Source organism: Acetobacter cerevisiae (assembly GCF_001580535.1).
Classification (GTDB): domain Bacteria; phylum Pseudomonadota; class Alphaproteobacteria; order Acetobacterales; family Acetobacteraceae; genus Acetobacter; species Acetobacter cerevisiae.
This window is the reverse complement of sequence record NZ_LHZA01000126.1, coordinates 12,376-33,574: the sequence shown is the minus strand read 5'-3', so window position 1 is coordinate 33,574 and position 21,199 is coordinate 12,376. Positions and strand designations below refer to the sequence as shown.

General features: G+C 59.3%; 17 protein-coding genes. 12 read left to right on the top strand and 5 right to left on the bottom strand.

The window, feature by feature from the left end; all coding sequences use genetic code 11:
- Positions 1-203, bottom strand: a 203-nt coding sequence (locus AD928_RS15060) for a hypothetical protein (RefSeq protein WP_209436658.1), incomplete at its 3' end; no start/stop codon positions are given.
- A 352-nt stretch (positions 204-555) separates the two neighbouring features.
- Here AD928_RS15060 and AD928_RS04500 point away from each other — a divergent pair.
- The 3 genes from AD928_RS04500 to ppk2 all read left to right on the top strand — a co-directional run bounded on the left by AD928_RS04500 (position 556) and on the right by ppk2 (position 4,481).
- Positions 556-1,575, top strand: a complete 1,020-nt coding sequence (locus AD928_RS04500) for an NAD(P)/FAD-dependent oxidoreductase (protein WP_062248621.1) — start codon at positions 556-558, stop codon at positions 1,573-1,575.
- A gap of 348 nt (positions 1,576-1,923) precedes the next feature.
- Complete coding sequence (locus tag AD928_RS04495) at positions 1,924-3,468, top strand: carbohydrate porin (protein WP_233419944.1); 1,545 nt, start codon at positions 1,924-1,926, stop codon at positions 3,466-3,468.
- A gap of 98 nt (positions 3,469-3,566) precedes the next feature.
- The gene (ppk2, locus tag AD928_RS04490) at positions 3,567-4,481 is read left to right on the top strand and encodes a polyphosphate kinase 2 (protein ID WP_082779739.1); all 915 of its coding nucleotides are present in this window, start codon (positions 3,567-3,569) and stop codon (positions 4,479-4,481) included.
- 84 nt (positions 4,482-4,565) lie between these two features.
- On the opposite strand, the gene AD928_RS04485 is transcribed toward ppk2, so the two are convergent.
- Positions 4,566-5,279, bottom strand: a complete 714-nt coding sequence (locus AD928_RS04485) for a hypothetical protein (RefSeq protein WP_156470094.1) — start codon at positions 5,277-5,279, stop codon at positions 4,566-4,568.
- Between the two features lie 153 nt (positions 5,280-5,432).
- Between AD928_RS04485 and AD928_RS04480 the strand changes: the two genes are divergently transcribed.
- The 5 genes from AD928_RS04480 (at position 5,433) to AD928_RS04460 (ending at position 11,946) form a co-directional block, all read left to right on the top strand.
- Positions 5,433-5,876 carry a hypothetical protein gene (locus AD928_RS04480; RefSeq protein WP_062248605.1) on the top strand — a complete coding sequence of 148 codons (444 nt, stop codon included), beginning with the start codon at positions 5,433-5,435 and terminating at the stop codon, positions 5,874-5,876.
- Between the two features lie 102 nt (positions 5,877-5,978).
- On the top strand, positions 5,979-7,109 hold the full coding sequence (gene alr / locus AD928_RS04475) for an alanine racemase (protein ID WP_062248603.1): 1,131 nt from the start codon (positions 5,979-5,981) through the stop codon (positions 7,107-7,109).
- 4 nt (positions 7,110-7,113) lie between these two features.
- A complete protein-coding gene (locus tag AD928_RS04470) occupies positions 7,114-8,367 on the top strand; it encodes a D-amino acid dehydrogenase (protein WP_061505359.1) in 1,254 nt (417 codons plus the stop codon).
- A 108-nt stretch (positions 8,368-8,475) separates the two neighbouring features.
- Positions 8,476-10,029 (top strand): M81 family metallopeptidase, encoded by a 1,554-nt coding sequence (locus AD928_RS04465; RefSeq protein ID WP_062248601.1) that lies wholly within the window; start codon positions 8,476-8,478, stop codon positions 10,027-10,029.
- Between the two features lie 315 nt (positions 10,030-10,344).
- Complete coding sequence (locus tag AD928_RS04460) at positions 10,345-11,946, top strand: B12-binding domain-containing radical SAM protein (RefSeq protein WP_062248599.1); 1,602 nt, start codon at positions 10,345-10,347, stop codon at positions 11,944-11,946.
- Positions 11,947-12,167: 221 nt separating this feature from the next.
- Here the strand turns inward: AD928_RS04460 and AD928_RS04455 are convergent, their stop codons facing one another.
- Both AD928_RS04455 and typA read right to left on the bottom strand, forming a co-directional pair.
- Entirely contained in the window at positions 12,168-12,461 is a 294-nt protein-coding gene (locus AD928_RS04455) for a hypothetical protein (RefSeq protein WP_062248613.1), read from the bottom strand.
- Positions 12,462-12,749: 288 nt separating this feature from the next.
- Complete coding sequence (gene typA, locus AD928_RS04450) at positions 12,750-14,573, bottom strand: translational GTPase TypA (RefSeq protein WP_062142556.1); 1,824 nt, start codon at positions 14,571-14,573, stop codon at positions 12,750-12,752.
- A 296-nt stretch (positions 14,574-14,869) separates the two neighbouring features.
- Between typA and AD928_RS04445 the strand changes: the two genes are divergently transcribed.
- Genes AD928_RS04445 through AD928_RS04435 form a run of 3 tightly spaced genes read left to right on the top strand, consistent with a single transcriptional unit; the run spans position 14,870 to position 17,286 of the window.
- Positions 14,870-15,181 carry a FeoA family protein gene (locus AD928_RS04445; protein ID WP_062248597.1) on the top strand — a complete coding sequence of 104 codons (312 nt, stop codon included), beginning with the start codon at positions 14,870-14,872 and terminating at the stop codon, positions 15,179-15,181.
- Positions 15,178-17,016 (top strand): ferrous iron transport protein B, encoded by a 1,839-nt coding sequence (gene feoB, locus AD928_RS04440; protein ID WP_062248595.1) that lies wholly within the window; start codon positions 15,178-15,180, stop codon positions 17,014-17,016. Before AD928_RS04445 ends, feoB begins: the two co-directional genes overlap by 4 nt.
- A gap of 30 nt (positions 17,017-17,046) precedes the next feature.
- Positions 17,047-17,286 (top strand): DUF6587 family protein, encoded by a 240-nt coding sequence (locus tag AD928_RS04435; protein ID WP_062142566.1) that lies wholly within the window; start codon positions 17,047-17,049, stop codon positions 17,284-17,286.
- Between the two features lie 112 nt (positions 17,287-17,398).
- Here the strand turns inward: AD928_RS04435 and AD928_RS04430 are convergent, their stop codons facing one another.
- Complete coding sequence (locus AD928_RS04430) at positions 17,399-19,783, bottom strand: TonB-dependent receptor (protein ID WP_233419943.1); 2,385 nt, start codon at positions 19,781-19,783, stop codon at positions 17,399-17,401.
- Between the two features lie 258 nt (positions 19,784-20,041).
- Between AD928_RS04430 and AD928_RS04425 the strand changes: the two genes are divergently transcribed.
- Entirely contained in the window at positions 20,042-21,199 is a 1,158-nt protein-coding gene (locus AD928_RS04425) for an MFS transporter (RefSeq protein WP_233419942.1), read from the top strand.

The window sequence follows — 21,199 nt, the reverse complement described above, 5'->3', positions numbered from 1 at the left end:
TCCGTGAATTTCCAAAAGGGCTCTGAGGCAATATAAGCAACCACATAACCCGCAGGAATTCTGAAACATTTTCCGTTTAATCTGTAGTCTTCAAAAGGAGAAGGCTGGTCGTAAAAAGATTTAAAAGCCGCACCAGCTAGTAGTAAGACAAGGCCTGCAAGCACCCATTTGCGGCATGTCAATTTTTGAAAAATATTAGACATTTCAATAATACCCTTTGACAATATAATATAAAATTATAACTTTTCCTTCCAATCATGCTTTTTTAAAAAAGTACGCATCCTTATGACTTCCTGATCCTCACTAAACGGATGACATTGAATTTTGGTCATATAGACTGAGCATCTCAAACTTATATACCCGGTACATTCAGCAATCCAATGCTGAAACGTCCGTCCTCTATGTTCATGTCTAGCATGTTTATACTGCTCGGGAATCCCACTCCCTCTAATAGGGGCATAGAAGGCTCCCGAACCCTGCCCTATTGCGCGGACTGCGGACCTGTCGCAAAAACAACGGCAGATCATACGGCCAGAAGGGGAGATGTACCGCGCCATGACGGATATGCCGATCGAGACTGACGTCGCCATTATCGGCGCTGGCCCCACGGGGCTGTTTGCTGCCTTCCAGTGCGCCATGTTGCGCCTGCGGTGCGTGCTGATTGATGTGCTGCCGGAAGTGGGCGGCCAGTGTGTGGCGCTCTACCCTGAAAAGCCGATTTACGACATTCCCGCCTGCCCCGCCGTGGAAGGTGCGCAGCTGATTGCCAATCTGGAACAGCAGATTGCGCCGTTTGATATCCCCCGCCTGCTCAAACACCGGATTGAAAGCCTGACCGGCCACCGTGGCGCGTTCACGCTGGGCACGGATAAAGGCGCAACCCTTAACGCCAAAGCGGTGATTATTGCCGCCGGTGCAGGCGCATTTGGCCCCAACCGTCCGCCGCTGGACGGGCTGGAAGCGTTTGAAGAAAGCGGCGCTGTGCAATATTACGTGCGCCGCAAAGCTGATTTTGAAAACAAGCGCATTGTGATTGCCGGCGGCGGGGATTCCGCGCTGGACTGGGCGCTGTCTCTCAAAGACAAAGCGGGAAAGCTGTATCTGGTGCATCGCCGGGACCGCTTCCGTGGTGCGCCGGAAAGCCTGCGTCTGCTGGATGAAGCCGTGGCCGCCGGGCAGATTGAAAAGGTTGTGCCCTACCAGTTGCACGCCCTGCACGGGGCCAACGGCGCGCTGGAAAGCGTGGAAGTGGCGGATCTGGACGGCACAACCCGGCATCTGGAAGCCGATACCCTGCTGCCCTTCTTCGGGCTGGCGACGGACCTTGGCCCCATTGCCCGCTGGGGCATGGACACCGTCCGCTCCACCATCCCCGTCACCCCGTCCACCTGCGAGACGAGCATGCCCGGCGTGTTCGCCATTGGCGATGTCGCCACCTACCCCGGCAAGCTCAAGCTGATCCTGCAAGGCTTTAGTGAAGGGGCAATGGCCGCCCATTCCATCTACCCGATCGTCAACCCCGATCAGGCCCTGCACTTCGAATATTCTACCAGCAAGGGCGTCCCTGCGGCCTGAGGCCGTCCCTTCTGGCAGGCGGCACTCTTTTCCTCCGGGTTTTCGGGTGCCGCCTGCATTGCGTCTCCAAATTCAGAATTGGAGACTTCTCCCAAAAAGGTTTTTAGTGGATCCGCCTTGGATATGAGGAGCACAGGTCGCGGCCTTGAAGCCTCTATTCCGGGTATCCTCCACGCATGGGCACTCCAGCCGGAAGGCCAGATGTAAGGCACCCCCCCGATACCGCGTGGAACCGGTCAGCACGCAATGCAGACGGGTCAGACAGACAGGGCGGTGTCATGATAACGTCATTTTAAATCGACGCTGAGATCGTCAAAATTCCCCCTTACCTCGCAAAAAGGAGCAGGCGTGCCACATCCCCGACCACCCTGCTTATGCGTCCCACACCGCCCAGCCTCCCCCACGCCTGACACGCTGACGCTTGACCGACAGCCCCGGCATCCGACAGCGGGGCGCCTGTTTACCGCGCTCTGCGGGTTGCTCGCCTGCCTGCTTTCCATCTCCCCGGCACACGCCGCCAACATACCGCTGGCCACCGATATTCTCCCCTCCGGCGTGCCGCTTCCCGTGCCCTCGCCCACCTTCTCCCCACCGGAGGAAGACGCCAGCACGGAACTGCTCGGCACCATGGGCGGGGCGCGCTCATGGCTGGGCAAGAAAGGCGTCAGGATCACCCTGCAGGACGTGGAGGAACTCTGGGGACTGGCCTCCGGCGGCATGCAGCGCGGGGCGACGTATGATGGCATGACCGCCGCAGCCCTCTCTCTTGATACCGGCAAAGCCTTTGGCTTGCAGGGCGGTTTGCTGAATGTCAGCGCCCTGCAAATTCGTGGTCGGTCCTTTACCGGGGAACGACTGGGCGCGCTGAATACCGTCAGCGGTTATGATGCCGGGCGCTCTACCCGTCTGTTTGAACTCTGGTATGGCCAGAGTTTTCTGAACAGTACGCTGGACGTGCGCGTAGGCTCGCTGGATCTGGATACGGAATTTCTTGTCAGTCAGAACGCCTCGTTCTTCCTGAACTCCAGCTTCGGCTGGCCGCTTTCCACCTCCAACAACCTCTATTCCGGCGGTCCGTCCTGGCCTTATTCCGCTGTTGGCGGCCGCGTAAAGTGGCGGGCGGCAGCCCCGCTGGTGCTCATGGGTGCCATCACGAATGACAACCCCACCCACGGCCCGTTTTACAGTACCATCAGCGCAGCCCAGCGCGACCCGTCCGGCACCTTGTTTTCCACCAGGGGCGGCACATTGTTCATAGGGGAAGCCCAGCTCTGGCTGGACGCAGCAAAGCAGATTGGCAGCCGTGACGATGTAGCTCTGCCCGGTGTGTGGAAAATCGGCGGCCTGTACGATACCGGGCGCTTTCCGGACCAGCGTTACGATGCGCAGCGCGGCCTTCTGGCCAGCCCCGCCAGCAGCGGCTCCCCACTCTACCATCAGGGCAACTGGATGGCATATTTCGTGATTGACCAGATGATCTGGCGTAAGGAAAAAGGCTCAGGCAAGACCATCAACTTTTTTGCCCGCGCCACTTTGAGCAACGGCACCAACAGCCGGTTTTCTTCTGAAATTCAAAGCGGTTTTACGTTTGATGAACTGCTACCCGGCAGACCGGATGACACACTCGGCTTAGCGTGGGGCACTGGCCTGTATGGCCTGCGCGCCAAGGAAAACACGCATGACAGTTTTCGGCTGGGCACCAATACCGCAGGCGCGCTCACGCCGGAGCATCATCTGGAATTCACCTATCAGGCGGCAGCGACCCCCTGGCTGATTGTGCAGCCGGATTTCCAGTATTTCTGGCATGTGGGTGGCACCTCTCTTAACCCGGATACCGGCAAACATATCCGCAACGGCGTTGTCACCGGGCTGAACGTCACCACAACATTCTGATGCGCCCTTCAATGTCATCAAAGTTTCAAACCGGTTCATCCCCTCAGTCTTTATAGTCCGCGGCGCAGAGTATGACCTGCGGCGATAAAGGGATGAGAATGAGCGATCTGGAGAGCCTTTCCGCAGAAGAACGCGAACGCGTGCAGATGCGCCGTGAGATTATTGATGATCTTGACGAGGAATTTGAGCTTTCTCTGGAAGACGATGCCGGTGGCATAAGCAGTCTGGACGCTGAAGATCGCGCTTTTCGTCGTGTCTATTTTCGTGAACTGGTGCGCCTGCAGGGCGAGCTGATCAAACTCCAGGACTGGGTGCAGGCCACCGGTCACCGCGTAGTGGTGCTGTTTGAAGGGCGGGACGCCGCAGGCAAGGGCGGGGCCATCAAACGCATTACTCAGCGACTCAACCCGCGCACCTGCCGCGTTGCCGCCCTGCCCGCCCCTAACGACCGGGAACGCACCCAGTGGTATTTCCAGCGGTACGTGGCGCACCTGCCCGCAGCGGGGGAAATCGTTCTGTTTGACCGCAGCTGGTATAACCGCGCCGGTGTGGAACGCGTGATGGGTTTCTGCACAGACGAGGAGTATGAAGAGTTCTTCCGCTCCGTGCCGGAATTTGAACGCATGCTTGCCAGCAGCGGTATCCAGATTATCAAATTCTGGTTCTCCATCACGGATGATGAGCAGGAAGCCCGCTTCCGCGCCCGCATGGATGATCCACTCAAACAGTGGAAACTCTCCCCCATGGATCTGGAAAGCCGCAAACGGTGGGAGGCCTACACACTGGCCAAGGAAGTCATGCTGGAACGCTCCAGCATTCCGGAAGCGCCGTGGTGGGTGGTGCAGGGCGTGGACAAGAAGAAGGCCCGCCTGAACTGCATCAGCCACCTTCTGTCTCTGGTGCCGTATCAGCCCGTCTCCCGCCCCGAGGTAGTCCTGCCCCCGCGCATCTACCACCCGGACTATGAACGGCAACCGACGCCGGAATCCATGATTGTGCCGGAACTCTACTAAAACAAACGGCGCGTTCACTGGTCCTTTTGTGAACGCGCCTCAGAGATTTTCAAAAGATTCTGACCAGATAATCCCTTGTCCGATTTAAATCCCGGATGAAATGGTCACCTCATGATGCTCCGCACCAGCGCCGCCCATCATCCCCATTTCATGACCGCCGCCGCCATCTCCGCCCCCGCCTCCACCGCCGCCTTTCCCGCCGCCGTCCTTCTTGCCGTCATCCTTTGCACGCCCCCCACCGGAGGCCTGCACGCGGGCTGGGCCTTGGGCTGGCAGCGTGAGGTCTGAAGGCACAGGCTCAAGGTCCAGCGCCTTGCGGATAAAGGTGCGGAGGGAGACAACCAGATCATGCGTATGGACCGGCTGACCCGCCACCAGTTCCCGCGCGGCCCGGTCCGCCAGACGCACATGCTCTTCCGTGCCCAGAAGGATAATGTCGGAAAGCGCGGCCTCCACGGCATCCCGAATACGCCGGGCGCGCTCGGACCCAACCTCACCGCCTGCCTCAGCAGAGCCCTCCGTTCCCTCGGCCGACACCGCGCCTTCCGCCGTCATGCGTAAATCCCGCTTGTGCCGGGGGTCCACCGCCAGATCTCCGGTAAAGGAACCACCCAGCGTGCGATATGCGGCAATCAGGGTGCGTAACCGCTCATTGATCTGCCGGTTCATCCGCTCCCGCCGCTGCTGGATCACCACCATTGTCAGCAGCCGGATGCCAACACCCAGCAGTGTGATGAGTGACAGCCCGATCAGGGTGACCAGAAGATTGTGCCATGAACTGAAATCAAGAGTACGCACTCACAAAGCCCTCGCATAAGGAAGCAGACACATCAGTGAACGATGCCACTCCGGTCGGCCAGTTAAAATTTCTCTCCCGAGGGAACGTCTCACACGCTGCTGAGTCTTAAAATTATATCGTCCGTCATGGCCTCTCACATGAGGAACACTCCAATGCGGCTGAGCGTCCGCTACCTTGTCGCCGTCTTTATCTTCAGCCTCATCTGGTCAGCGCTGGTCAGCCTGCACGCTGCGGGACATGGCCCCACAACACTCACGCCGCCCTCCGCCATTCTCTACTGCCTTGCCCGAAGCGGGCTGTTCTTTCTGGCGTTTTCCTTTCTGGGCGTGCCGATGGGATGGGTCTGCCTTTCCCTGTATCGCGCCACGCACCACCGCAGCCTTCTGCATTGCCTGCTCTTCGGCATGCTCTGGGGGTGCGGCACCATGGCGTTGCTTGGCGTGTTGCTGGCCCTCGGCAGCTTTGCTCTTTCTGCCTCCGGACATGAGGCACTCAACTGGACCCGCGCTCTGACCACAAGCGCGCTAAGCGGTGCTGTGGCCGGACTGGTGTTCTGGTCTCTCACGCCTCTTTCCAGACGGATGGCTACGCTTTGAACGCTGCCGCCTATCAACTCCCCTCTCCATCCCCCGTCTGCCTTTTGCCAGCCTCTGCGAAAAAATGATAAAGACGCGCGTCATGAAGGCAGGAGACGGACCATGGACAGGGACGGCTGGGAAGGCGGGCGGCTGCTTATCAATCTTGCCGCCATTGCCGAGAATTATGCGCAGCTGAGCGCACGCGTCAGCCCGGCGGAATGCGGGGCTGCGGTCAAGGCCAATGCGTATGGGCTGGGGCTGAAGGAAGTTGGCCAGACCTTGTATGAGGCCGGGTGCCGCACCTTTTTTGTCGCTCATCTGGCGGAGGGGGCTGCCCTGCGCCCGCTGGTGGGGGAAGACAGCCGCATTTTTGTGCTGCATGGCCCGCCCCCCGGCACCGCTAACGCCTGCCTGACGCATAATCTCCTGCCCGTTTTGAACAGCCTGCAACAGGTGCAGGAATGGCAGGCGCTGGCTCACGCACAGGGGCACCCTCTGGCGGCTGCCCTGCAGGTCGATAGCGGCATGTCTCGCTTCGGGCTGACCGAGGCGGAGGTGGATTACCTCGCCACCCAGCCACAAGCGCTGGCGGGTATTGAGGTCACGCTGGTGATGAGCCATCTGGCCTGCGCCGACACACCCGACCACCCACTCAACCGCCAGCAACTCAACGCTTTTGTCAAACTGAAGCTGCGCCTCCCCGCCGCCCCCGCTAGTCTTGCTGCATCCTCCGGCATTTTTCTGGGGCCGGAGTGGCATTTTGACCTCGTGCGGCCCGGCGCTGCCCTCTACGGCATTGCGCCCACTGCAGGGCAGCCCAACCCTATGCATGCCACCCTCCGGTTGCAGGCGCGTGTTATTCAGACCCGGCAAGTGCCCGCCGGGGCCAGTGTGGGCTATGGCGCGGCCTTTACCGCCCGGCAGCCCACCCCGGTCGCCCTGCTGGGCATTGGCTACGGAGACGGCTTTCCCCGCAGGCTGGGGCAAAAAGGATTTGTGATCTACCCGGACTGGCCTGACATTAAATTACCAATAATCGGGCGTATCTCCATGGACTCACTGGCCGTGGACCTCTCTCCACTGGTCGCAGCAGGTGTGGCTCTGCCGCCTGCCGGAGCGGTGTTTGACCTGATAGGCCCCCATGCGCCTCTTGATGACGTTGCGCATCTGGCAGACACCATTGCTTACGAACTTCTGACGGACCTCGGGGCCCGCTACCATCGTCTCCATTACGATCCCCGGAAAGGATGAAAGTGTGAAAGTCATCATTCTCGGCGCCGGCGTTATCGGCGTGACGTCAGCCTGGTATCTCAACAGTCTGGGTCACGAAGTGACTGTGGTTGACCGCCAGCCGGAGCCGGGGCTGGAGACATCCTTTGCCAATGCCGGGCAGGTTTCTCCGGGTTATTCCACCCCCTGGGCCGCCCCCGGCCTGCCGATCAAAGCCATGAGCTGGATGATGCAGCGGCATAGCCCGCTGGTGATCCGCAAGCGGATCGACTTCGCCATGTTCCGGTGGATCGAACAGCTTCTTAAAAACTGCAACACGCACGCCTATGACATCAATAAAGGCCGCATGCTGCGCGTGGCGGAATACAGCCGCGACTGTCTGGACGCCCTGCGGGAAGAAACCGGCCTGACGTATGATGACCGGCAGCGCGGGCTGATCCAGCTTTTCCGCACGGAAAAGCAGATCGACAAAGCCCACCATGACATGAAGCTGCTTTCCGACAGCAACATCCCGCATGAACTGCTGAACGTGAACCAGATTCTGGAGCATGAACCCGGCCTGTCCCACGCGCGCGATTTGCTGAAGGCCGGACTGTATCTGCCGGGCGACCAGTCCGGGGATGCGCATATCTTCACCCAGCGTCTGGCCAAAATGGCCGCCGCAAAGGGCGTGACGTTCCTGTACGACACGACCATCAAGGGGATGGACGCCGCAGCGGATGAGGTCATGTCCATCCGCACCAGCAAGGGCCATCTGCGGGCCGATGCCTACGTGGTCTCCATGGGCAGCTACAGCCCGCTTTTGCTCAAGCCGCTGGGCGTGCATCTGCCGGTTTACCCGGTCAAAGGCTACTCCCTCACCCTGCCGCTGACGGATGAAAGCCACGCCCCGCTCTCCACCGTGAATGATGAGACCTACAAGGTCGCCATCACCCGGCTGGGCAACCGCATTCGCGTGGGGGGCACAGCAGAACTGACCGGCTACAACCTGCGCCTGAGCCCGGACCGGCGCGAGACGCTGGAACTCTCCTTCTCCGAGCTGTTCGGCGGGGGTGACCTTTCCGCCGCCACCTACTGGACCGGCCTGCGCCCCTGCACGCCGGATGGCACGCCGGTAGTTGGCCCGGTGCCGCGCTTTAGCAATCTGTGGCTCAATACCGGCCACGGCACGCTGGGCTGGACCATGGCCTGCGGTTCCGGCCGCCTGCTGGCGGATATGATTCACGGTATCAAGCCTGAAATCCCGGCACTGGACCTGTCCATCAGCCGCTATAGCTGAGCCAGACACGGGATTTTTCGCGCACAGCCTTTCTCAGTTTGATTGACCGCATTTTTATCGTTACAGATTAAGAACGATTGAGCGGTCATACCAACTGGAGGCACTCCCGTGCGGCGCAGACTGATTCTGAAGATGATCCCGGCGGGGGTTTTGGCCGGGCTCCCCACTTTTTCTGGCGCAGCACGAGCTGCAGGATTAGTCCCGGCCTTTCGGGGGACGCCGCGCATTGCAGTGGGCGGCATTGCCTCGGAATGCAGCACGTATAGCCGCATCCGGGCACGGATGGAGGACCTGACGGTGCTGCGCGGGCAGGACGTGTTCAAAGCGCCGCTCTCTTTGCCACTCCAGCGCTATGAGACCCCTTTCCTGCCAACCCTGACGGCCTCCGCTCCATCCGGCGGCCCGGTAGAACGGCAGACCTATGAAACCCTGAAGGCGGACTATCTGGAGCGTTTGAAAAAGCTCCTGCCGCTGGACGGTGTTTACCTGATGATGCATGGCGCTCTGAGCGTTGAGGGCATGGACGACGCAGAGGGTGACTGGTACGAGGCCACGCGCGCTGTTGTGGGGCCAGACTGTCTGATTTCCGCGTATTACGATCTGCATGGCAATCTGAGCCGCCGCGCGGTGGATACGCTGGACGCCATGACGGCGTATCGCACAGCCCCGCATGTGGACCGTGTGGAAAATGTGATGCGGGCCACGGACATGCTGACGCATTGCCTCCGCTACGGTCTGCGTCCGGGCATTGTGTGGGCAAGTATTCCGGCCCTTCTGCCGGGAGAGCAGAGCAGCACGGAATGGGAGCCGGGGCGACGGCTGTGGGCAGATCTGAGCGAGTATAATCGCCTGCCGGGGATTCTCGATGTGTCACAGTTGGTTGGCTACGTGTGGGCGGATGAGCCTCGGGCCGCGGCCTCTGTGGTGACAACGGGCACGAATATTGAAGAACAGACGCGGATTGTAACGGAACTGGCCGCCCGATACTGGGATGCACGCCATGACTTCCATTTTGACAGCCCGACAGGGACGATTGAGGAGTGCCTCTCCCGCGCAATGGTCTCTGCCACGCATCCCGTCGTGATTTCAGATTCCGGCGATAATCCGGGTGGGGGTGGCAATTCGGACCAGACATTTTTCCTTCAGGCCTTACTCAAGGCAGGCACGAAAGATGTCCTGCTCGGCGGCATGACCGACCGGCCCGCGACGGACGCCTGTTACCGCGCAGGTGTGGGGGCTACGCTCCCGCTTTCAATCGGCGCGACGCTCGATCCGCTCATGTGCCGCCCGGTGCATGTGAAAAAAGCCGTAGTGAAGCACCTGACGACGGTAACACGCCCGGAGGACGGCGAGGCCGTAATCGAATTTGCCGGCATTACCGCAACACTCTCCGCACGGCGACGACTGTATCATTCTACTGAATCGTTCCGTGACATAGGCGTGGACCCGGCACAGTTCAAAATTGTCGTCCTGAAATGCGGCTACCTGCACCCGACCATGAAGGTGCTGGCCAACCCTGCCCTCATGGCGCTCTCACCCGGAGCCATTAATCAGGACATTCTGCACATCGGCAATCACCGCAGACAGCCCACATGGCCGTGGGTCGCTGATCTGAACTGGACACCCGAACCGTATATTTCCGCGCGGTTCCGGCGGGGGTAAAGGGGAAATGCTCTTATGGCCGTCCGGGCGGGACAAGGAGCAGCGTCGCGACGGTCAAAAGCACGACGCTATCGCTATTCCGGGCCATTCAGTTTATAAACGACCATCCCCTTTCAGGAAGGGTCACAGGACGACCTTTCTCCGGGGTATAGCCGTTTAGCCCCTTCCTCCAACGCAGGTAAGATCGGGCATCTCCGGCATATCGTTCCCCTAAAACTGAACCAGGCCCGTCCGTGGTCCGGCGCGCTTTCGAACAAAGCAGGCATTCTCCGGCTTTGATCGTAATCAGCTGTTTTATCTGAGGATTTCTCCCTGATGACCGACAGCTGCAAGGTCTTGATGATCTTCCCGCTTTTCAACTCAGGTTCGTTCTGGAACTACAAGGAAGCCTGCGATCTGACCGGCGCACGCTACCCGGCAGCCCCCCTTGGGCTGATTACCGTGGCAGCCCTGTTACCTAAGAACTGGGACGTCAGACTGGTCAACCGCAACACGGAAGAGCTGACGGAAGAAGATTTCGCCTGGGCCGATATGGTTATGACCGGCGGCATGCTTCCGCAGAGAAACGATGCCCTGCATCTCATCGACAAGTGCCGCACAAGCGGCAAGCCGGTGGTGGTCGGTGGCCCTGATGTCACGTCCAGTCCCGACATCTATAAGGCCGCGCATTTTCAGGTTCTCGGTGAAGCTGAAGAAATCATGGTCAATTTCATCTCTGCGTGGCGAAACGGGGCCACGGAGGGTGTTTTTGTAGCGCCCATGGGGAAGACAGATGTCACGAAAAGTCCTCTGCCCCGTTTTGACCTGCTGAAGATGGATCAGTATCTGCATGTCGGGATTCAGTTCTCGCGCGGATGCCCGTTCAGTTGTGAATTCTGCGATATCATCGAACTGTATGGCCGCGTCCCCCGCACCAAGACCACCGGGCAGGTCATGGCAGAGCTGGATGCGCTCTATGCCCTCGGCTATCGCGGCCATGTGGATTTTGTTGACGATAACCTGATCGGCAACAAAAAGGCGCTGAGGAAATTTCTGCCTGATCTGAAGCGCTGGCAGGACGAAAAACGCTTCCCGTTCGAATTTTCGACCGAAGCATCAATCAATCTTGCCGATGATGCCGAGCTGCTGCGTGACCTTGCCGAGAGCAACTTTTTTGCCGTGTTTGTCGGCATTGAAAGTCCGGACACAGACACGCTGATCATGACGCAGAAAAAGCAGAATACGCGCCGGAGTTTGCAGCAAAGCATCGAAACCATTCATGGAGCCGGAATTTTTGTGAATGCCGGCTTCATTGTCGGTTTTGATAGCGAGAAGGGCAGTGTCGCTCCGGGTATGATCGCCTGTATCGAAGATACGGCAATCCCTGTGTGCATGGTCGGCCTGCTTTATGCCCTGCCCACCACCCAGCTCACACGCCGACTGCTGGCTGAAGGACGCCTCTTCTCTGACGACGGGCAGACGCAATCAGGCGACCAGTGCACCGCCGGACTGAATTTTGAGACCAACCGCCCCCGCCGGGATGTGCTTGACGATTACAGGGCAGTCCTCAGAACAATCTATGAGCCGACCGCTTATTTTGGCCGTGTGCGCCGGCTGGGGCGTATGCTCAAACGCAAGCGTGCTCATCGGATGATTAAGGGAGATCTTCGCAGTTTCATCCGACTGCTGTTTCGCATTCATCGGGCAGGGCCGGGAACGGCGGGGCAATTCTGGCGCATGCTGGTGGATTGCGCCCTGCATAACCCCAAAGCCTTGCCGTATGTGGTCATGACAAGTGCGCTCTACCTGCATCTCGGGCCGTTTGCGCGGCAGGTCGTCGCTGAGATTGATCAGGAAATCGTCAAGATTGATCAGGGCCACTGGCAGATGCCATCCCTCCAGCAGACGCCTGTCGAGGAACGCGCTCAGCTTGCCTGAGCACGAATCGCGTTCCCTCATGCGACAACGCTAAACTGCCTGCGCGCATCCTCATTCTCAGTTCGTCTGAAAACACTATGGCGTCAGTATGCAGACTGGGACGATAACCCTCTGGTGACGAAGATATGCCAAACAAAAAGGGCCGGAGGAACAATCCCCGGCCCTTTTTGCAGGACACAAGGCCCGAAGGCCCCGTATCGCTTATCCGTGTTCCGCTCTGATTACTGAGCAGACGTGTCGGAAGAAGATGCGTCAGAAGAAGCAGCTTTCTTGCTCTTCTTGCCATGGTGCTTACCGTGGTGGTGCTTCTTCTTGCCTTTTTTCTTGGTGCCTTCTTCTTTAGCAGCTTCCGGTGCGGCTGCAGGAGCAGCGGAGTCAGCGGAAGGAGCAGCAGGAGCTTCAGCAGCCGGTGCGGCAGGAGCAGGAGCAGCAGGAGCTTCCTGAGCGAAGGACGGAGCAGCGAAGCCCATCAGAGCGACGGTGGACAGAGCTGCGAGAAGGCGACGAGAAATCATAATCATGTCTCCAAAAATATCTGAGACGTCAGGGGTCCCGACCAGTACGCCAGAAGTCCGTATGACGAGCTGCATCCGTCTGGCTGGCAGCTTGGATAGCATGACAGCTTCTTCACGTCTCGGATTAAAATTCAGATAGACCAGAGGGTTGCCGTGGGTGTGCCACCCGGAAACCTTCATCTCGCCACAATGATTTTAAGGCGTGAAGGGAATGCATCCCTGCCCGCACACCCTTTACGGGCAGACCGGCATGGCAGGGATGCACATCTTGCGTAAAACGCGAAAGGGTCAGTCTTTGTTGCCTGAGCGTTCGCGCTTCTTGCGTTCGTTGGGGTCAAGGTAACGCTTACGCAGACGGATGGCAGACGGGGTCACTTCCACCAGCTCATCGTCTTCAATGTAGGCAATCGCCTGCTCCAGAGACATCCGGCGCGGCGGCGTCAGGAACAGGGCGTCGTCCTTACCGGACGCACGCATGTTGGTCAGCTTCTTTTCGCGAACGCCGTTCACTTCCAGATCGTTTTCGCGGGAATGCTCACCAATGATCATGCCGACATAGACTTTTTCGCCAGCATCCACGAACAGCGTGCCACGGTCCTGCAGAGAGAACAGGGAGTACGTCGTGGTGCTGCCGTCTTCTGCGGAAATCAGGGATCCGTTACGGCGGCCTTCAATGGTGCCGGCATAGGGCTGATAGCCGTGGAACAGACGGTTCATGATGCCCGTGCCGCGCGTGTCGGTCAGGAATTCACCATGATAGCCGATCAGCCCGCGAGACGGGATGATGAAGGTCAGACGCACCTTGTCGCCACCGGAGGGACGCATGTCCTGCATCTGGCCTTTACGCAGAGACATCTTCTCCACGACCACGCCGGAATAGGGTTCGTCCACGTCAATGGTGACTTCTTCAAACGGCTCTTCGCGCTCACCGGTTTCCTCGTTGGTGCGATACAGCACGCGGGGACGACCAATGGTCAGCTCAAAGCCTTCACGGCGCATGGTTTCAATCAGCACGCCCAGCTGAAGTTCACCACGGCCAGCCACTTCAAACGCTTCGCTTTCCGGGCTGTCTGTCACGCGGATGGCGATGTTGCTTTCCGTTTCCTTGAACAGACGGTCACGAATCTGGCGAGACGTCACCTTCTTGCCTTCACGGCCACCCATCGGGCCATCGTTCAGGCGGAACGTCATGGACAGCGTCGGCGGGTCAACCGGAATAGCGTGCAGCGGCTCGGCCACTTCCGGGGCAGCAATCGTGTCCGGAATGGTGGCTTCGGACAGACCAGCAACGGCAACAATGTCACCGGCTTCCACTTCCTCAACGCCCACGCGGTCCAGACCACGGAAGGACAGCAGCTTGGTCAGACGACCCGTTTCCACAACGGAGCCATCAGCGCGCAGAACCTTAACCGGCATGTTAACACGTGCACGGCCCTGTTCGACGCGGCCCGTGAGCACGCGGCCCAGGAAGTTGTCGTTCTCAAGGATGGTGGCCGTCATGGCGAACGGCTTTTCCTTGTCCAGCACCGGAGCGGGAACGTGCTTGAGGATCAGGTCGAACATCGGGCTGAGGTCTTTACGCGGACCTTCCAGCTCAACATCGGCCCAGCCCTGACGGCCAGAGGCATACAGCATCGGGAAGTCGAGCTGTTCGTCATTCGCACCGAGGGCAGCGAACAGATCGAACACTTCGTTGTGCACTTCGTCCGGACGGGCATCGCCACGGTCAATCTTGTTGACCACAACAATCGGCTTCAGGCCACGGGCCAGAGCCTTGCCAACCACAAACTTGGTCTGCGGCAGCGCGCCCTCAGCAGAGTCAACCAGCACCACAGCGCCGTCCACCATGCTCAGAATACGTTCCACTTCCCCGCCGAAATCGGCGTGTCCGGGGGTGTCGATGATGTTGATGCGCGTGTCTTTCCAGACAACGGACGTGCACTTGGCAAGAATGGTAATACCACGCTCACGTTCCAGATCATTGCTGTCCATGGCGCGTTCAGCAACGTGCTGATGCTCATGGAACGAGCCAGACTGTTTCAGCAGTTCATCAACGAGAGTCGTCTTGCCATGATCGACGTGAGCAATGATGGCGATATTGCGGATATCCATGAAAAAGGCCTGATTTTCCCTACACGCTATGCCGCCGCCGACTGTCTCTTTGTCGGGGCGGTTGGTCGCGGTCTATAATTTCGCTGGCCTGTTGATAATCTCCAGCGCGGAATATTGCACGTAAAATCCTCACAAGGTCCGCAACTCTTCTGCGCCATATCCCCTCCACGCCCTGCTGGCAGAGGGTTTTTACCCCCTTCATCACAGGGGTGTGACATTGGACAGCGGGCATAAATGGAATTAAGGATCACTCTCAACACCACACGTCCCACCCGCCACAGCAGGACAACGCAACCGTGCGCCTGAACGAGCTTCCCCTTGAGTGTCAGGGCATTATCGACCACGTCGCGCCCGCAACACCGGCAGACCCCATTGCCCGGCGGCTGGAGGAATTTGGCTTTGTTCCCGGTGAGCCTGTGAAAGTTGTCGCCTTTGCCCCCTTTGGGGGAGACCCGATGGCGGTGGAAATCGGCTTTACCCGCTTCGCCCTCCGCCGGTCGGAAGCCGCGCGCGTAGTGATGCAGCCCCCGCAGGACTCCGCAGAGACCCTCAACGCACTGGATCCGGCCCTGCACACCGCGCCCCCCGCCCAGACGGAGGAGGCATGACCAGCACCCTGCCCCTGCGCGTCGCTCTGGTTGGCAACCCCAACTGCGGCAAGACAGCCCTTTTCAATCAGCTGACCGGCAGCCGCCAGAAAGTGGCGAACTATGCGGGCGTCACGGTGGAGCGCAAGGCCGGCCGCCTGACCACACCCGCAGGTCGTCCCGTACAAATTCTTGATCTGCCGGGCACCTATAGCCTGAACGCCACCAGCCCGGATGAAGCCGTCACCCGCGATGTCTGCCGGGGTGTCTATAAAGGTGAGCCCGCGCCGGACCTGCTGATCAGCGTTCTGGCCGCCACCAACCTCCGCCTGCATCTGCGCTTTGCGCTGGAACTGCGCCAGCTTGGCCGCCCCATGATGATCGTGCTCAATATGATTGACGCGGTGCGGAAGCAGGGGCTGGAAATTGATGTGCCGCGCCTGCAGGCGGAACTGGGCGTGCCCGTCGTTACCGCCATTGGCGTCAAACGCGGCGGGGCCGCCAGCATTGTGCAGGCGCTGGACGAACCCGTGCCCCCTCCCCCGACCCCGCTGCCCGAAGGCACGGATCTGCACGCAGAAATCCGCCGCCTGATGGCGCTGTGCGTCCGCCGCACCTCCACCCGCCAGCCGCAGTTTGACGCCCGGCTGGACCGCTGGGTGCTGCACCCCGTCTGGGGCATGCTCATCCTGCTCGTGCTGCTGTTCATTATGTTTCAGGCGGTGTTCTCATGGGCCCAGCCTTTCATGGACCTGCTGCAAAACGGCATGGACCAGCTGGGCGAATTTGTCGGCACGCTGCTACCCGAAGGCATTCTCCGCAGCCTGATTGTGGAAGGCATTATTGCCGGGGCGGGCACGGTGATTGTCTTCCTGCCGCAAATCCTCATCCTGTTCCTGTGGATTCTGGCACTGGAAGAATCCGGCTACCTGCCCCGCGCGGCCTTCATGCTGGATAAGCTTATGGCCTCTGCCGGGCTGAGTGGCCGTTCCTTCATTCCGCTGCTCTCCAGCTTTGCCTGTGCCGTGCCGGGCATCATGTCCACCCGCACCATTCAGAACCCGCGGGACCGGATGGTGACGATCCTCATCGCCCCGCTGATGACGTGTTCAGCCCGCCTGCCGGTCTATGCGCTGCTGATTGCAGCCTTTGTGCCCTCCCGCACGGTGCTGGGGCTGTTCAACCTGCATGGGCTGGTGCTGTTCGCGCTCTATGCCGCCGGTGTGCTGAGCGCGCTGGTGGTCGCCCGCGTGCTCAAAAAGCGGGACACGGCAGAGCACCCGTTGCTGATGGAACTGCCCAGCTACCGCGTGCCCGGCCTGCAAAGCCTGTGCATCGAACTCTGGCAGCGTGCCCGCATTTTCCTCTCCCGCGTGGGCACCATCATCGTCACGCTCAGCGTCATCATGTGGGCGCTCTCCAGCTTCCCCGCCCCGCCTGCTGGCGCAGCTGGCCCGGCCATTGACTGGAGTCTGGCAGGCCGCATTGGCCACCTCATGCTGCCGCTCTTCGCCTTTATCGGCTTCAACTGGCAGATTTGCGTGGCCCTTATCCCCGGTCTGGCGGCGCGAGAAGTGGCTGTGAGCGGTCTGGCGACGGTCTATTCCGTTGGCGCGTCTGAAGGCGATGCCGCAACCCAGCTTGCCCCCCTGCTCTCGGCTCACTGGAGCCTTGCAACGGCATTCTCTTTGCTGGCATGGTATGTGTATGCGCCGCAGTGCTTCTCAACCCTTGCGGTCATCCGGCGGGAAACCGGGTCGTGGCGTCTGGTCTGGGTCTCTGTGGCTTACCTCTTCGGGCTGGCCTATCTGGCCTCTTTCCTGACCTACCACATCACCCGCTTCTTCACCGGCTAACGCCCCACGGCTGATAACAGGAGGACACCTGTGACACAGATTATCCTCGTTGCTCTGATCGTCGTTTTCTGCGCGGCCTACTGGCTGCAAAAGCTGGCTCCGGCAACCCTTGTGCCCTTCTGGCGCACGCTTGCGGGCCTGCTGCGTAACACCCAACATCTGACCGGCCTGCGCGCCCGCGCCGAACGGCTGGCAACCCCCGGCGGCCTCCGCACCGGCTGCGGGAGTTGCAAGAATTGTGACAGCAGCAAGGGTGGCGGCTGTCACTAAGAACGCAAAAAAGGAAATGCCCCGTGTAAGGCATTTCCCTTTTTATGCGGCATTCCTGTTACCGCACGGGCCTGCCGGACCTCAGCCCGACAAACCCGCTCTGTAAAAAACCTCAGTAGGTAAAGCTGACTTCACCCAGGAACATTCTCCCCGCAGAGGGTGTTGCGCGGTTGGAAAACAGACTCTGATAGTTCAGACGGTTGGCAAGGTTGTAGCCGTTCATAGACACTTTCCAGTGCCTGTCGAAACGGTGAGAAATCACTGCGCTGAAGTCCAGATTGGCGGGGGCACGCAGAGTGTTGGCCGTATTAAGCCAGACATGCTGCCGCCATGTTACACCACCGCCAAACGAGATATTATACGGCGTGTGGGCAAACGCATTATAGACCGACCACAGCGTGGCCTGATTATGCGGCACATACTGAACATTCTTGCCACGGTTGGCTTTGGTGGCGGAATAGGTCGTGTCACTGTCATACAAGGCGTAAGTAGCAGTAATGTTCCAGCCCGGCAGAATGATGCCGCCTACGGACAGTTCCAACCCCTGGTTGCGCTGACGGTCAGATGAGCCCTGCACTTCCCCCGTCACCGGGTCGGCATTCATGGTGTTGCCTTTATCCAGCCGGAAAAGAGAGGCCGTTGCGCCAATCCGGTCATGGAACAGGCTGTATTTGGCCCCAAGTTCGTAAAGCTGAGATTTTTCCGGGCTGGCGAAGGAATTTGTGCCGGGGCGGATCGGCACAGACCCGTTGGTGACATACATCCCCATCGGCGTGGTGGAACTGGCCCATGTGAAGTAGTAGGTCTGATGTTCATCCGGCGTTGCCACAAGGCTGACATTGGGGTTGAACACACCGCTGACATCATGGAAGTGGCTATCAGGGTTTTTCGCAACATCGCCCCCCGTCAGATTGTAGCTTGTCTGCCAGCGGTCCCAGCGGAACCCGCCTTTGACGGAAAGCCAGTTTGTCAGCCAGATCTGGTCAAACAGGAACAGGCCGGTATCAAACCCGTAGCCGCTGCTATGAGATTTGGCATGGAGGCTGCCCAGAGACACCAGACCAGCCGGATTGCTATCCCCCGGCACGAGGTCAAGGTTCCCCACATACGGGTTGGGATTGATGAGGCTGGCATAGGGTTTGGGGTTCAGATAGGTGGACTGTGAGCGCACGTCATTCACGCGCTCAATATCAACCCCGGCCACCAGCTGATGCCGCAGAAAACCTGTGTTGAAGTTGGCCACCATGGACGCAACATTCTGCACGGACCAGCTTTTCTGCTCATACGGCAGCGGCGCCATATAGGTGCCCGGCCCGCTGCCGTTCCCGGCACCTGACGGACCAGAACGCGCAACAAGAGCCGCCGCCGGGTCACCATTGAAATAGTTGTTCACGCAGGTCGTGTCACACGTGGCTTTGGAGGCCGCAAAGGTCCGGTAATACTGGCCGCCGCGCAGATCATCATAAATGGTAATATGGTCGTTTACCTTATAGGTAAAACGCGCGGTTTCCATATTATCGTTCGTGGCGTTCTGGTCGTTATTGGTGCCGTACCAGTTGGTCCGCTTCACACCATATTCCGTAATAGGCATGCCGTAGGAGGCACCCGGTTTTGTGACAACCGGCACCCCAAAATCAGGCACGGAATTTTCCTGCTGGTGCATATATTGCAGAACCAGCGTCGCACGCTTGCCCAGACCAAAGGCGATGGACGGGGCCACACCCCAGCGATGCGAATAGATGTAGTCCCGCCCGACAACATTATGCTCATCGCCCATCCCTGTCAGGCGGAAGGCGGTCGAACTGTCCAGCTTCTGATTAATATCCAGCGTGCCCCGATAATAGCTGCCGGAACCGCCCGTAAATTCAGAGGAATAATGGTTCTGCAAACCCGGCGCCTTGGTCACCATATTAATGGCGCCCCCGGTGGTGCCATTCCCGAATACTTCCGATGACGGGCCCTTGATGACGGACACAGAATCAAAATTGAAAGAGTCACGGGAATAAACCCCAAAATCCCTTAGTCCGTCCTCATAGATATCATTCTGAGCCTGAAAGCCCCGGATCAGGAACTGGTCTCCGTTCATGCCGCCCGCGCCCTCCCCGATGGAGGACGTCACGCCGGGAACGTTCCGCAACGCTTCATCCAGAGACTTCACATTTTGCTGGCGCATAAGCGCCTGCGGCACAACGTTGATATTCTGAGGCGTATGCATCACGTCCTGCGGCATACGGGAAAGTCCGACGGAATCATGCATGGTGTTAAAGCCATGACCGGTTACGATCAGGCGTTCTTCATCCGTCGCATCCACACTGCCAACGCGCGTGGCCGGTGTGACGGCCGCAGTTTCCGTTTTATGGCGTTTGTTCTCGCGCTTAGACGACTTCCTGTTCTCGTCATGCAGCGTATCAGACGAGGACGCCCATGCATGCGCTGAAAAAAAGAGAACCCCTGCAACAGATACCGGCGTGAGATACGCCTTGTATATCCTTGTCATTCACCTGCCCTTTGGAAGTATGTCAAACTTGACACACATAAATAGCAAATGAGAACTATTCTCAATTAATTTTTTACGAAACCCCTCTCGCACATAACAGGGTTGTGATTTTTGAAGTCCCCTTAAGAAAACATCCGCCATGTTCGCCAGCCGGGAAAGAGCATAAAAAGCCGCACGGCTTTAAAATTCTGATATTCAAAAGCCCTGCCGGTGTGTGCCCATACACTGGCCTTTTTTCCAACGGTGTCTGGCCTGCTCTTGCTTCCTTCTGCTTCTTCTCCCACGCGTTCCCGTCTGCCCATTCTCTCCCTTGTTTCTGTCGGGATGATTTTCGGCCTGACCTACGGGCTCAGCACGCCGCTTCTTACCTTTTCCCTGCTGGACCACGGGTACGGCCCGCACACCATTGCCGCTCTGGCCATGATGCACGGCGTCGGGGTGCTGGGCATTGCCCCGTTCCTGCCCCGGCTGGCCGGATGGGTAGGGCCGCGCACGGTTCTGCTAGCAGCGCTGGGCTGCACCGCCGTAACACTTCTGCTGTTCCCTCTTGTGCCGTCTGTCTGGTTCTGGTTCCCCCTCCGCCTTGTGCTGGGGATCGCGACCGAGAGCATGCTCATCATGTCGGAAAGCTGGCTGAACCAGAGCACGGATGACAGTAACCGCACGCGCACCATGGGGTTTTACAGCGCCATGCTCTCCTCCGGCTTTGCCATTGGCCCGGTGCTGCTCACGCTGGTGGGGCGGCATGGGGTAGCTCCGTTCGCCATCACCAGTGTGTTTGTGCTGGCAGCCTTTGCCATGGTGAGCATGCCGTGGATGCGTGCGCCCAAGCCAGAGCGCCCGGCCCATAGCGGCCTGTGGCGCTATATCGGGATGGCCCCCATCGCCATTTGCGTCACGCTGCTCATGGCCATGCTGGAAGCCGCAAGCTCCGCTTTCCTGCCGCTTTACGCCCTGCATACGGGCTGGTCGGAACGTCAGGCCACGCTGCTGCTTTCCTCCATGCTGCTGGGCGCTATTGTGCTGCAAGCCCCGCTCGGTCGGCTGGCGGACCGGCTGAAGAACCCACGCGCGCTGCTTATCACCCTCGGCACGGCCTCCACGTTCGGGGCGCTGCTCTGGCCCCTCGCCATTGGCACCCCCGCGCTGGCCTACCCGCTGCTGTTTGTGTGGGATGGACTGTTTGCTGCACTCTACACTGTGGCTATGTCTGTGGTGGGTAGCCGGTTTTCCGGAGGAGACCTTGTGTCTGTTTACGCCGCCACGTCAGTTGCGTGGGGGCTCGGCTCCTTTATGGGGCCGGGCATGGCAGGCTCCGCCATGGCGTTTTCTCCCGCCAGCGGCCTGCCCTTGTTTGTCGCCTGCGCCTGCGGGCTCTTTACGCTGCTGCCAGTCTTCCTGAAAAACCGGGCCTGA

Coding starts and splice junctions, on each gene's coding strand:
- AD928_RS04500 (WP_062248621.1), top strand. CDS start 556: ATGACGGATATGCCGATCGAGACTGACGTCGCCATTATCGGCGCTGGC.
- ppk2 (WP_082779739.1), top strand. CDS start 3,567: ATGAGCGATCTGGAGAGCCTTTCCGCAGAAGAACGCGAACGCGTGCAG.
- AD928_RS04480 (WP_062248605.1), top strand. CDS start 5,433: ATGCGGCTGAGCGTCCGCTACCTTGTCGCCGTCTTTATCTTCAGCCTC.
- alr (WP_062248603.1), top strand. CDS start 5,979: ATGGACAGGGACGGCTGGGAAGGCGGGCGGCTGCTTATCAATCTTGCC.
- AD928_RS04460 (WP_062248599.1), top strand. CDS start 10,345: ATGACCGACAGCTGCAAGGTCTTGATGATCTTCCCGCTTTTCAACTCA.
- AD928_RS04455 (WP_062248613.1), bottom strand. CDS start 12,461: ATGATTTCTCGTCGCCTTCTCGCAGCTCTGTCCACCGTCGCTCTGATG.
- typA (WP_062142556.1), bottom strand. CDS start 14,573: ATGGATATCCGCAATATCGCCATCATTGCTCACGTCGATCATGGCAAG.
- feoB (WP_062248595.1), top strand. CDS start 15,178: ATGACCAGCACCCTGCCCCTGCGCGTCGCTCTGGTTGGCAACCCCAAC.
- AD928_RS04430 (WP_233419943.1), bottom strand. CDS start 19,783: ATGACAAGGATATACAAGGCGTATCTCACGCCGGTATCTGTTGCAGGG.